The organism is Prevotella koreensis (genome assembly GCF_003977605.1).
GTDB classification, from domain to species: Bacteria; Bacteroidota; Bacteroidia; order Bacteroidales; family Bacteroidaceae; genus Prevotella; species Prevotella koreensis.
In genome coordinates this window covers 1,907,391-1,920,831 of the sequence record NZ_RYYU01000001.1, presented here as the reverse complement: position 1 = coordinate 1,920,831, position 13,441 = coordinate 1,907,391, and the positions used below count along the sequence as shown (strand labels likewise).

Genomic DNA, 13,441 nt, shown 5'->3' with positions numbered 1-13,441 from the left:
GCAATTCTTTTTGTTATGCATTGGGGGTTGATAATGTTCAATCCCGATAATGGTGTGCGCGGCATTACCGTCAGCGCATGGCAAGAGCCTTGTTTTCGGCCTGCTCCATTATCTCACGCTCTCCCGGCCCTTTGTCGTTGATACCACAAAGGTGCAGAATGCCGTGAATAATGACGCGATGAAGTTCTTCATCATAGTCTTTTCCGAACAGTTCGGCATTGCTGCGCACGGTGTCGAGGCTTATAACAAGGTCGCCGCTAATGGTATCACCCTCGCAATAGTCGAAGGTGATTATGTCGGTGTAATAGTCATGACCGAGGTATTCACGATTTGTCTCGAGAATACCCTCATCGCTGACAAACATATATCCTATATCGCCTACGGTCTTACCATAGGTCTTTGCCACGGCTTTTATCCATGCCGTTGTCTGTCGTTTCTTAATAGTCGGCATCTTAACGCCGTCAATATTGTAGGTTATCATAGCCGATTACACATATTTATTAATGTCCTGCGGAACGAATTTCAGAGTCCCAACGTTTTCAATCCCTCTTTAATAATGTCGCTGTTCTCGTTGACAATTCGGAAATACTCGTTCATGTCCCACAGGTCGCGAGCCACAAGACCCTTCAGTTGTATGCGCAGAACTTTTAGTGTTCGTTTCAGTTCGTCATCATCTTTCGGTTTCACCCCCTGCTTCTCTCCTTCGGCCACGATGCCGTCAATCATCTGTTGAGACACTTCGAACGATTTTTCAAACTGATCGAAAGTGTCATACTTACGCTTCAACGACTTGCGTTCGTTGTCGATATACTTCAACGATGCATTTATAATAATGTTCTTTGCTGCCAATTTGCGGTAATAATTGGAATATTGCAACGTATCGAGCGGCACGAACACATCCGGCATTATGCCTCCTCCACCATATACGGTGCGGTGTTCGCGCAGAGTGTAATAACGCAGCGAGTCGTTGAAATGAATGCTGTCGCGATTGGTCAGTTCGCCATGTTTCAGTCTCTTTTCAAAGTCAAGAGCATATTCTTCCGGCTCTCCCTTGCGGTAAGGTTTCTGTATGCAGCGACCTGCCGGCGTGTAATAATGAGCCACGGTGAGACGTATCATAGAACCGTCGCTGAAGTCCACCGGACGCTGAACGAGTCCTTTAGCAAAGGTACGGCGACCCACTATCACGCCTCTGTCTTGATCCTGTATCGCTCCCGATACTATCTCGGCGGCCGATGCCGTCAGTTCGTTAACCAACACCACCACCTTTCCCGATGCCATTATACCACCTCCGTGTGCGTTATACTCCATTCTTCTCACCGCACGTCCTTCGGTATAGACAATCAGGTCACCTTTACTCAGAAACTCATCGGCAATGTCCACCGCAGCCTGAAAATAGCCTCCGCCGTTGTCTTGCAGGTCAAGAATCATGTCGCGCATGCCTTGTTTTTCCAGCATCCGCGCTTTCTCAACGAACTCGCGATATGTCGTTGCTCCGAAACTTTCTATTCTGATGTAACCCACTCCGGGGCGAATCATGTAGGCTGCGTTGATTGTATGCAATGGTATTTTGTCGCGCTTCACACTGAATGATAGAACTCCGTTCACTCCGCGACGTATTATTCCCAACCTTACCGTTGTACCCTTGGGGCCTCGCAGGCGTTTCATTATGTCAGTACGCGACATCTTCACACCGGCAATGGTGGTATCGTTCACGCTCACTATGCGGTCGCCGGCCATAATTCCCACTTTTTCAGACGGACCGTTCACTACCGGTTGCATTACGAGCAAAGTATCTTCAATGATGTTGAATTGCACTCCGATGCCTTCAAAGTTGCCTTGCAGCGGTTCGTTCATGGCTTTCACCTCTGCTGCCGTGGCGTATGTGCTGTGTGGGTCGAGTTCTTTCAACATTCCGCGTATAGCACTCTCTACCAATGCACTCTCGTTCACGGTATCCACATAGAGATTTAAAATGGCCGCTTCTGCCATTTTTAACTTGTTCACCGGCCTGTCTCCGGAGAAGTTTATCTTTAATTGTGCCTGCGCAGCAATGCTTATCAGCATCAGCATCAACACGAAACCCTGTCTTTTAAACATTCTTATTACCAATCTTTCGTTTATTCTTATATTCTTTATCAACAACACTCTACCCGAACAAATCGGGCTGAGTGATGTTACTGCCGTGTATGTTTCTGCCGTAGTGACGGTATGCCAATTCGGTTGCCATACGTCCTCGCGGTGTTCGTTTTATGAAACCTTCCATAATGAGGAATGGTTCATAGACCTCCTCTATCGTACCGGTGTCTTCCCCTATGGCGGTGGCAATGGTTGACAATCCTACCGGACCGCCTCGGAACTTGTCTATTATCGTGAGCAGTATCTTGTTGTCTATCTCGTCAAGACCGTATTGGTCGATGTTCAGTGCGGTGAGTGCGATGCGCGTAATCTGCGTATCAATACGCCCTGTGCCTTTCACTTGTGCAAAATCGCGCACCCTGCGGAGCAACGCGTTGGCTATTCGAGGCGTACCGCGTGAACGCCTTGCTATCTCAATGGCTGCCTCATCGCTTATCGGGACATTCAGTATTGACGCGCTACGCTTCAATATTCTCATCAGTGTTTCCGGCTCGTAATATTCAAGGTGCATGTTGATACCGAAGCGTGCGCGCATTGGTGCTGTCAACATTCCGCTGCGCGTGGTGGCTCCTACGAGTGTGAACGGATTAAGGTCTATCTGTATGGAACGTGCCGAAGGCCCTTTGTCTATCATGATGTCAATGCGATAGTCTTCCATAGCCGAATAGAGGTATTCTTCTACCATGGGCGACAGGCGGTGTATCTCGTCGATGAAGAGCACATCGCGTGGTTCGAGCGAAGTGAGTATGCCTGCAAGGTCACCCGGACGGTCGAGCACCGGACCGCTTGTTATCTTGAAACCCACACCCAGTTCGTTGGCAATAATGTTTGAAAGAGTAGTCTTGCCAAGTCCCGGAGGACCATGAAGAAGAGTGTGGTCGAGCGGATCACCACGATATTTCGCAGCCTCTACGAACACCTCAAGGTTCTCCACAAGTGTTTTCTGACCGCTGAAATCCGAAAAATTCAGCGGTCTTAGTGCGTTCTCGAACTCTTTCTCTACGTTCGGCAGTTCCTGTTGTCTGATGTCAAATGTTTCGTCCATCTGGTATTGCAAAGTTATCTATCAGCAATAAGCCGTTCGGCCATAGCCTTTCCTAACGCTTCGCAATTTGCCTTTACCTCCGGAGTCATGGCCTGTTTCATGTCAACCGGCGTGCCCACCGGCTCGAATTTCAGTGCATTGTCATTCCATTCCTGTATCTTGCCAACGGCTTTCGATGCCCAACCATGCGAGCCGAACCAGCCTAAGTAGTGATTCTTTATGTCTTTACCTGCAAGTTCTGACAGTAGCACTTCCATTTCATGATACAACGCCGTATTGTATGTGGGAGCACCCACGATTAGCCCCTTGTAGCGGAACACGTCGCGAATGATGTACGAATGGTGTGTCTTGGATACGTTATACATCACGATGTTCTTGATTCCTGTTTTCGATGCGGCGGCGGCAATATGCTCTGCCATGCGCTCGGTGTTACCATACATCGTTCCGTAGCAAATCACAATTCCCTCTTGGGTTTCGTATCGGCTCATGCGGTCGTACTCAGCCACAACACGGTCGATATGCTCATGCCACACAGGCCCATGCGTAGAGCAGATGTAGTCGATGTCGATGCCTGCGAGTTTTTTCAACGCTCCCTGCACCGGAACACCATATTTACCAACGATATTGCTGTAATAACGCACCATTTCGAGCCAACATGTATCGCAGTTAATCTCCGAGTCAATGATACCTCCGTTCAAAGCACCGAAGCAACCGAAAGCATCACCACTGAACAGGGTTGAAGGTTGAGGGCTGGGGGTTGAAGATTGGGGTGTGCATAAGGTTACCATTGTCTCCGGCCAGTGAACCATTGGTGTGAACACAAACTTCAACTGATATGTGTCAAGGTCTATGGTGTCGCCATTGTTAACCTCAATGTCGTTATCGTCTTGCAAGCCATAGAACCCTGAAAGCATACCGAAAGTCTTCTTGTTGCCAATGACTTTCACATCAGGATAGTATTTTTTTATCAATGCTATCGAACCGCTGTGATCGGGCTCCATGTGGTTTATCACAAGATAATCTATCTTACGGTCGCCCAAAACTTCGCGTATATTTTCTATGAATTGAGTAAAAAAGTCAACCTCTACGGAATCTATAAGGCATACTTTATCGTCGTCGATAAGGTAAGAGTTATAACTCACGCCCTCCGGCAACGGCCACAAACCCTCGAAAAGAGACTTTACACGGTCGTTAACACCGACATAGTAAATTTTGCTTTTAATTTCTTTCATTATGTATTTGTTTTATATATCTGCCTACAAAATTACAAAAAAAATAGTTCTTATGAAAAAAAAGAACTACTTTTGTGCCCATAATGGAGTATAATACATATACATTAGACAACGGGCTACGTATAATACACCTGCCATCAGCGTCAAAAGTGGTTTATTGTGGCTATCAGATTGCAGTAGGCTCACGCGATGAAGAAAAAGGAGAAGAAGGGCTGGCGCATTTCTGTGAACACGTAACTTTCAAAGGAACGGAGCGTCGCAACTCGCTAAAAATAATAAAGGAACTGGAGTGCGTGGGCGGCGACATCAACGCTTTCACTAACAAGGAAGACACTGTGTATTATGCTGCAGTGTTGCGCGAACACATGCCAAAGGCCATAGACTTGCTTACCGACATCGTGTTCCACAGCACATACCCACAAACGGAAATAGAAAAAGAAGTGGAGGTAATCTGCGACGAGATAGAGAGTTATAACGATTCGCCGGCAGAATTAATATATGACGAGTTCGAGAACATTCTTTTCGGTGGTCATCCGCTTGGACATAACATTCTTGGTACGGCAGAACAGGTGCGCCGATTTACGTCTGATGATGCGCTACGTTTCACCCGCAAGCATTACAGACCCGACAACGCTGTGTTATTTATATACGGCGGAGAAAAACTACCGAAAGCCTTTAAATCGCACAAACTCATACCAAACCCACAAAAAAACAGAACGCCTGAATCTCATTCGGACAATAACACTGACGAAAGTTTGAAACGACATGACGGTCGTGATGACCACAACTCCATTACAGAGAATAACAACACGTGTCGCTCAGGAGAAACAGAGGCCTTATCCTCAGGCACTTTCACGATTTGTCGTAACACTCATCAGGCTCATGTGATGATAGGCAACAAGACATATAATGCAACCGACCCACGTCGATGGGCACTTTATCTGATGAACAATATAATAGGAGGGCCGGGCATGAACACCCGCCTGAACATTGCACTAAGAGAGCGTCGCGGTCTTGTTTACACGGTGGATAGTTCGATGGTGGCATACGGCGACACCGGAATGTGGTGCACATACTTCGGCTGCGACCCTGCGGATGTCAAGAAATGTCTTGGCATCGTCAGGCGAGAACTTGACCGCTTCATCACCAAACCGCTCTCCTCTGCACAACTTGCAGCCGCAAAGCGTCAGTTGAAAGGACAACTCGGAGTCGCTTCAGACAATCGTGAGAACTTCGCTTTGAGTTTCGGAAAAAGTTTCTTGCACTACGGCAGCGAACGCAATCTTGACCTCACTTTCCAATACATAGATAACGTTTCGGCCGAAGATATCCGGCAGGTTGCCTCCGAAATATTCGCTCCCGAGAAAATGACAACTCTTATATACAAATAAAACCTCGGCACAATCTCAACTTTTTTGCGAGATTACGCCAGATTATAAACTTTAAAAAGGAATAAGTGCATTTATTTAAAACCTAAAAAAAGGAATAAGTTGACTTATTGATATCTATAAAAAACAGAATAAGTTATTAAAAACACACTCAATAATACAGAAGAAGTGGTTTTTCTTTGTTAAACAAGGGAAATATTGTAACTTTGTATCGGAATTAAACAAAAGAATTATGCTTGAACGTAAATTCACACAATTTCTAGAACACTTCCTAATGGAAGAGCCTAATAAGATTCTGCTCGTTAATGGTGCGCGACAGATAGGTAAGTCTTATCTTATACGTTATGTAGGACAGAAACTTTTCTCGCATTTCGTTGAAATAAACTTAAGGGAAGACGTGGAAGGAGATCAGGTTTTTGCTGATGTGCATTCAAGCAATGATCTCTATATGCGTTTGAGCAATTATTACTCAAAACCTTTAGGTAATAAATCCAATACATTGGTGTTCTTGGACGAAATTCAAAGTTATCCACATTTGATGACAATGCTAAAATTTCTCAATCAGGAATCACGCTACCGGTTCATCGCAAGCGGGTCACAATTAGGCATTGCCTTATCGGAAACGCCATCGGTTCCACTTGGCAGCGTTACCATAGAACAGATGTATCCTCTCGACTTTGAGGAATTTCTCTGGGCCACAGGTATAGGTAAAGAGTGGATAGATAACATACGGGAACACTTCATTCACGAACAAGCCTTGGATGAGAGTACACATAACATTTTGCTTAAACGTTTCCAGTATTATTTGCTTGTAGGTGGATTGCCCGAAGCCATAAATAATTATCTGGCAGATAGGAATATGGTTCGTGTCAGACAGACTCATCGGGATATACACAATCTCTATCGCATTGATGCCTCACAATATGACGAAGAACATAAACTGAAGATTCGCAAGATATACGACCTAATCCCAAGCAATTTGGAAAACAAGAAAAAACGCATTGTATATAAGAATATTGAAGATAAGAAAGGAAAAACATTCTCTGATTATGCGGATGAATTTGAATACCTGACCAATTCAGGTGTGGCTTTAGAAGTGTCTGCCATCAGTAATCCTCGTTTTCCACTTGCAGAATCGGATCAAAAAAAGTTGGTGAAGTTATACCTTAACGATGTAGGGTTGCTGACCAATCTCCTATATGAATTGAACGTTAATGCGGTATTACAAGACATCAAGAGTATCAATCTTGGTACAGTGTATGAGTCCGTTGTTGCGCAGGAACTTGTTGCACATGGTTTCAAACTACATTATTATGACAACAAGAAAAAGGGTGAAGTTGATTTTCTTGTAGATGATCATGATAATTTGACAGTTCTTCCCTTGGAAATAAAATCAGGAAAGAACTATACTGAGCATAGTGCGCTCACCAATTTCCTCGAAACAGCAGATTACGAAATAAATCGGGCAGTTGTTTTCTCTAATGAACGGGAAATATTCAAGAAGAAAGGTGTAACCTACCTTCCTATCTATTATTGTATGTTTCTTAATAATAAACATAGCGACAAACCAGTAATACTGCCAGAATTGGACGTTATCTGATATACTTGTAAACTCATGAATGAAAAAACACTATTACAATACGCGAGTTCGGGATAATTTTAGCATGAAAAGAGTTCCAACTGCCTTGATTTAGGCAGTGCCTCCGGCTTATTCTCAAAAAAAGCAATATGCCGTAAGGGCAGAACATAAGTTCATGATAAAGTTATGTATGGAACGGTGTCTTGAGTGTACAAGGTTAACTTTGTTCTTGAGCAGTTCGTTAATGCACTCGATGATGTACCTTTTTCTCAGCATGATCTTGTCCCACATAGGCATAAGTTTATTCTTCATTCTTGCTTTAAGTCCATGCACAAGTTGAATACCTTGACTGAACAGATTCTCGAAGAGTTCCTGTTTGATGTATCCTCTGTCAGCAAAAACCTTTCCATAGAGAACCTTAGCAAATACCGTCCACACTCTGCTATCCCTGTCATCTACGTTTGCTCCTGTAAGACAGAATGTTATCACTTCACCAGAATCATTGCAAAGCAGATGCAGTTTGAATCCATGACACCAACCCATGGTACCCTTTCCACTCTTGGCGAACCCTGCAAAGACCTTGTTAAAGTATCGTCTTACATTGTGACATACCGGAATCATCGTACTGTCAACGAACGTTATACCTGTACATTTGCCGAAGGCATAGAGTTTCATGAACAACATCATCTTAAAGAACACACGGGGCATGAGTTCCACAAAACGATTATAGGAGACGGCAGCAGGGAATTCATGCCTGAGCCACCCACGGATACAGTTCCGGTAATACTCCTTGAAATTACGATATGTACCGAAGTGATAGCATACAAGGATGGTCATGATTTCACTCTCGGAAAGCCTTCCCTTACGATTCCTAAAACGTTTTCCATTGCTATTATAGGAAGGTAAACATAGGTTTTTACTCAGTTCAACATTCAAATTCTTGTCAAACTCATCAATAATACAGAAAATTTCTATAATTTTGTCCTTGGTAATCATCGCTTAGTTATTTTGTAAGTTTTTGATTTACAACTATAAAGTTACAAAAAACTAACGAGATTACCAACTTTTATAGAGACTTTCTTAACCCGAACTCGCGTAACAAATATTAAAGTTCTTCAAACATCTGATATTGAATATTACATTTAGTAATATTATTATCTAATGTGCTATCACCATTATCGGAATCTAGACCATCAAAAAGAGATTGTGATATGATGTCCTTCTTATTCTTTCGCTGTGAAACATAATCTCCAAGAGGTTTAGTCCCATTCACAAATCGATTTTGAATAATTTTTATTGCTTCTTCTCCAATATCAACACCTATCCATTGTCTGCCAAGTTCTTCGGCAGCTACTAAGGTTGTGCCTGATCCAGCAAAGCAATCAAGTACAATATCTCCTGGATTTGAAGAGGAATTGATAATTCGCTTCAACATATCAATATTTTTCTCTGTAGGATAACCTGTCAAATGAGTATTTTGATTATTCACATCTAGGAAATCTAGCCAAATGTCCTGTACAGCTATTCCTTTACTTTGATCCAAATAAACTTTTCTTCTGGGATTGCCATTTGAAGACCAATAAATTTCACCTTTAGCATCCATCTCATCAAGTTTGTCTGGTGTATATTGCCAATGCTTTCCCTCTGGAGGCATCATTCCACGCCAAGATCCACCCGTTGCACCATTACGTGTGCCAGGCGCATGGCATGGAACTCTTTTGTAACGTCGGCCTGTTCCTTCTTCTATGAATGGATATTCTTTAAGAATTTTCTCGTCATCCCACTGCTCATAGGGTCTATTCCATTTTGCGGAATCCGATTTTGTGTAGAAGAGTATATAGTCAGATATATTCCCGTAAGTTGTTCTTGTAAAATTCTTTGACTTACATTTCTTGCGAGTTATCATCCCCCTAAAGTTCTTCTCACCAAAAATCGAGTCCATCAAGATTTTTATATGGAAGACCATATTACTGTCTAAATGAACATAAATAGAACCTGAAGGAGATAATAATTTGTGCATCAGGCCAAGCCTGACTTCCATAAATTTAGTATATCCTTCGGTGGTAAAATTATCGTTATATGCGTGTTTCTGTTCTCTCGTTTCAAAGGCACCACCTGTATTGTATGGAGGGTCTATATATATCAAGTCTATCTTACCGCATACTCTTTCATCTTTAATAAGACAATTTAGTACGTCTAAATTATCTGCATGATATAGCCTTTTGATGAAATCTCCACTATAATCAGTTGTACATCTAAAACGAATTTTGTCTTGTGGAACAAGCGATATGGATGATACCGTTGAGCATGTGTTTGATGTTACGCCTACTGCCATTTCTAAAGAATTAAGATTTCAACCATTTTTCTGTCAACCGCTCATCAAGCATGCGAAGAGTCAGAACCATTATTCTATCAGAGTTTATTTTTTCCAGTTTTGAATAATCATCCCACATTGAACCAAGTAATAACCCTGGCCCATCATTCAGAAATATAACTTTTGTTTTAAGTTTTTTTGTGGATGTATATGCCAAAATCTCTTTAGCACAATTATTATAGCCACCAGTTCGGTCATCTTCTTGTGCACCGCCTCGGTCACTATCATATCTGGCTAAACCAATAGCTAAGACATTTTTGTTATTATCTCTAATAACAAAATCAACAGGTCTTGTAGGGTTGGGATAATCTGGAAAAACACTTTTCAACTGAACATCCGCTCCTGCTCTTTTAGGACCCTCTATAGTGTAATTCGGGAATTTTGACTGAAACATGTCGAAAAAAGTTTCTGTCAGTGAATATCCTTTTTGTCCTCTGTCTTTATATTCCCAAAGCACAGCACATAACGCTTCGTCTGGCAGCGGCCTTTCATTGAATTTCTTCTGTACAACATTGATTGGTCTAAAGTCTTTCCCAAATGTCGCGCAAACCATCGGAATTTTATTCTTTGATTTAAGCATTTCGACAGAAGTGTCTGGGGAAACGTATTTTCTGAATACACGCAGTAATTGTATTCTCATCCAAGTTTGGGTTAGCTTTGTTATCTCTTTCAGAAGCATTTCTGAAGAAGGAGAAACTTTAAGGAGTTGACCAAAATATACTAACACCGGCTTATATAGTTCACATGCTTGCGCCAAAATATCAGGATAAAACGCACCATTTGCCATGGTAATTTGATTTGGTGCGTCATTTTTATAATCTTCAAACAATTTCATTTTGCTAATATATCAGTTATTCAATTCTTGCTTCCAATGATTGTAATATTCTTTTAAATAAGTTTTCTGGCCCCCTTTAAAAGTTCTGCCATTTTTCAATCGTTGCAACAATTCACCTACTTCAGATGAATTGCGATTTTCCCATCCTAGTTCTGTTACTAAAATATCTTCAATGTCTGAAGGCATTACTTCAGGGAGATACTTATGAATAGTACGAATATAAGTCTTACATGTTTCTTCGTCATCTGAGTGAATTAAATTCTTTGAATTAAACATACGATTATCCATTTCACGAAGAGCAATTTGTAAGATTGGATTTATCTCACATTTAGAACTTTTATCAGTTTTCGATTCTAACACGTTCTTAGCATACCATCTTGTCTTCCATTTTTTTAATCCTTCCATAGTCCATGAAAGAGCAATAATGTATTTGGCTGTCATATAATCATCTACTTTAAAGACCGCCTTAGAATCCATATGGCAGCATATCACGACATCTTTTGGGGTATTTCTATACTCGCATTCTTTTTTATATGTAATTTCTGTTGCACATTTTATAGGTTTTGTACATTCATTAAACTTCATAGGACAAGAAAACATTTGTGTCACATTATCTGCACCAAATATTTTATCAACTTGCATGAAGTTGTTTTTAGTATAACTATATAAAACTACACGTTCCACTTCATCATCAGAATCAGCAAGTTCAAATGCTTTACGAATACATTCAGCTAAAGCCTTTGTGTCAGGGCCATATGCATCGGCATAATATCTTGTTTTTGAATTCATGTCATTTTAAAAATTAAGCATTATTTTATGTGGTTTTATTGATACAGAATTGTTTTCACTTAACAGTTCTGAATTAATCTCATCAGGCATTAACCCAACTATGTCTGATAGTTCATCCATTGAGTAGTTGAGTTCAGAAATGTGTAATTCTAACATTCTATTTACAATCTTAGGACTATCTATTGGAACTTGAACTGACTCATTTTTTCTTTCTCCATAACGTCCAAGAGTTACATATAGGTATTTTGATGTTTGATCTGAAATACATTTTAGTTCTTTAGCTCTATATATAATCGCAGCTTTCGAAACCTTCCAGTAATATTTCTTCATTCCTAAATCTTTGTATTTCAGATTAAAGAAATCTTCTTTGCATTGGCTTTCTGGCATTAAAAACTCTCCTGCAAATTCATTTGCTTCGATTTCTTTTTGTTTTTCTGGTTTCTCAAGGTCCTCCGAACGTAGATGCATAACAAGATGACCTAATTCATGGGCAATGCTAAACCGTTTTCTATCATTGGAGATGTTACTATTTATCCAAATCACAGGAGCCTGATTGGTTGTGAACATTGTTAGGCCATCAAACTTTTCCATATCATCAACGTCCAAGAACATTACGATAACACCATTCTTTTCAAGTAATGAAACTATATTATCAATTGGCCCTGCTGGGACGCCTAAATAATTCCTAATCTTATAAGCTATTTCTTGTGGACTATTTTCTGCTGTAGGCTCAACAGAGGGGATTCTCAAATCAGGAATATTTATTGACTCCAACATTTCGTCTATACTTTTGCTCAAAATACTAATTTTGCTTTCAAGAATAGAAAGATCTTTTACCGTCATTGACGCTCTTTTCCTATAAAAGAGACTGGTTTCGCCTGCAATACGAATGTCCTTTTCAAAAAACGATGCCGGATAGTTAAGTGCCTGAGCTATTTTGGAGACAAATTCTGGGGCAACTGTTAGTACACCCTTTTCGAATCTCGAAAGAGTAGCTTGGGTAACTCCCAATAATTCGGATAACTTACTTTGGGAAATACCACGACTTTCTCGTGCAATTTTTATACTTTTTCCGTTAATCATATTTTATATGACCTTCTTGCCTTTTTGTTTTTTTTGCTTCACTGTTACTATTGGTTCATCATTAGAAGAATTTGGTGTAATTAAGACTTGGTTAGAGGCTGCAATATCACCAAGATCTATAGGTGCCCAAAGATGTTGGTGCCCTTCCAAGTATAATATGTAAACATGTGAAATTCTCTCAATTTCATCTAATTGATATCCAAGAATTAGCATTGGCATTGTGTCTTCACCTTCTGCCTTTTGGTATATTCTCTTGGTAGAAGATTTCGTAATATTCACCCATGGCATTCCTTTTGTATCAAGTTTTTTTATCCATACTTTATAACTTCCTATCTCTAAAATAGAGTTGCCTTTGCTGATTTGAACTATCCGAATGCCTTCTACTTGTGATAAATATTCAATTATTAATCCATGCATATTACTTGCGCAAAATGTGTTTTCACGACGGGCGACAGCATGTTCATCTGCATACTGTAAGTAACAATCGCCTGCTTCAAGTATTTTAGCAATAAGATTATTAGCTAACGGGGTAAATGCTTTCGATACTTCGTCCCTATTGGCATCTTGACGGGGATTCATTTCCTCATCTGAAAAGAGAAATAACGACCGATTTCTCAACTGTGAAATGTTATTTCTTGTCATAACTCAATTTATTTTGAGTGCAAAGATACAAAAAACATCATAATCCGCATAATATTTTCAAATAAATGCGCATAAAAATATTAAAATTTTATGTATTTGTATTTCGGACTTATAGACAAAAGGCAAAAAAGGGTTTGCTTCTACGCAATATATATGGCATACGGACTAAATATATTCTTTAAGCTGCCAGTAGATGAATTGTTGTACTAACGAAAAAAGAAAACCATATTCATCTTTTATTGTTAGGTGAATTATCCGTTTTTATGATGTTGAAAGTATTGTCTTGCTAAAACATGCACTATGTTTTTTCAAAATAAGTCTGGTAGTAAGATAAA

At 40.6% G+C, this 13,441-nt stretch carries 11 protein-coding genes and 1 pseudogene; 2 read left to right on the top strand and 10 right to left on the bottom strand.

The window, feature by feature from the left end; genetic code table 11:
• Window positions 1-70: 70 nt before the first annotated feature.
• Genes ybeY through EHV08_RS08095 form a run of 4 tightly spaced genes read right to left on the bottom strand, consistent with a single transcriptional unit; the run spans window position 71 to window position 4,416 of the window.
• The gene (gene ybeY, locus EHV08_RS08110; RefSeq protein WP_126678829.1) at window positions 71-481 is read right to left on the bottom strand and encodes an rRNA maturation RNase YbeY; all 411 of its coding nucleotides are present in this window, start codon (window positions 479-481) and stop codon (window positions 71-73) included.
• Between the two features lie 41 nt (window positions 482-522).
• A complete protein-coding gene (locus EHV08_RS08105; RefSeq protein WP_126678828.1) occupies window positions 523-2,100 on the bottom strand; it encodes a S41 family peptidase in 1,578 nt (525 codons plus the stop codon).
• Between the two features lie 49 nt (window positions 2,101-2,149).
• Window positions 2,150-3,184, bottom strand: coding sequence for a Holliday junction branch migration DNA helicase RuvB (gene ruvB / locus EHV08_RS08100; protein ID WP_126678827.1), 1,035 nt, complete (start codon window positions 3,182-3,184; stop codon window positions 2,150-2,152).
• A 14-nt stretch (window positions 3,185-3,198) separates the two neighbouring features.
• Window positions 3,199-4,416, bottom strand: coding sequence for an FprA family A-type flavoprotein (locus EHV08_RS08095; RefSeq protein ID WP_126678826.1), 1,218 nt, complete (start codon window positions 4,414-4,416; stop codon window positions 3,199-3,201).
• A gap of 83 nt (window positions 4,417-4,499) precedes the next feature.
• On the opposite strand from EHV08_RS08095, the gene EHV08_RS08090 reads away from it, so the two are divergent.
• Window positions 4,500-5,807 carry a M16 family metallopeptidase gene (locus EHV08_RS08090; RefSeq protein ID WP_126678825.1) on the top strand — a complete coding sequence of 436 codons (1,308 nt, stop codon included), beginning with the start codon at window positions 4,500-4,502 and terminating at the stop codon, window positions 5,805-5,807.
• A 229-nt stretch (window positions 5,808-6,036) separates the two neighbouring features.
• The gene (locus EHV08_RS08085) at window positions 6,037-7,404 is read left to right on the top strand and encodes an ATP-binding protein (RefSeq protein ID WP_126678824.1); all 1,368 of its coding nucleotides are present in this window, start codon (window positions 6,037-6,039) and stop codon (window positions 7,402-7,404) included.
• Between the two features lie 59 nt (window positions 7,405-7,463).
• Here the strand turns inward: EHV08_RS08085 and EHV08_RS08080 are convergent.
• The 6 genes and pseudogenes from EHV08_RS08080 to EHV08_RS08055 form a co-directional block, all read right to left on the bottom strand.
• Window positions 7,464-8,379: pseudogene (locus EHV08_RS08080) on the bottom strand (IS982 family transposase).
• Between the two features lie 109 nt (window positions 8,380-8,488).
• On the bottom strand, window positions 8,489-9,718 hold the full coding sequence (locus EHV08_RS08075; RefSeq protein ID WP_126678823.1) for a site-specific DNA-methyltransferase: 1,230 nt from the start codon (window positions 9,716-9,718) through the stop codon (window positions 8,489-8,491).
• 10 nt (window positions 9,719-9,728) lie between these two features.
• A complete protein-coding gene (locus tag EHV08_RS08070; protein WP_126678822.1) occupies window positions 9,729-10,592 on the bottom strand; it encodes a bstEII in 864 nt (287 codons plus the stop codon).
• Between the two features lie 12 nt (window positions 10,593-10,604).
• The gene (locus EHV08_RS08065) at window positions 10,605-11,381 is read right to left on the bottom strand and encodes a hypothetical protein (protein ID WP_126678821.1); all 777 of its coding nucleotides are present in this window, start codon (window positions 11,379-11,381) and stop codon (window positions 10,605-10,607) included.
• A 6-nt stretch (window positions 11,382-11,387) separates the two neighbouring features.
• A complete protein-coding gene (locus EHV08_RS08060; protein WP_126678820.1) occupies window positions 11,388-12,464 on the bottom strand; it encodes a helix-turn-helix domain-containing protein in 1,077 nt (358 codons plus the stop codon).
• Between the two features lie 3 nt (window positions 12,465-12,467).
• Window positions 12,468-13,106 carry a hypothetical protein gene (locus tag EHV08_RS08055; protein ID WP_126678819.1) on the bottom strand — a complete coding sequence of 213 codons (639 nt, stop codon included), beginning with the start codon at window positions 13,104-13,106 and terminating at the stop codon, window positions 12,468-12,470.
• Window positions 13,107-13,441 lie beyond the last annotated feature (335 nt).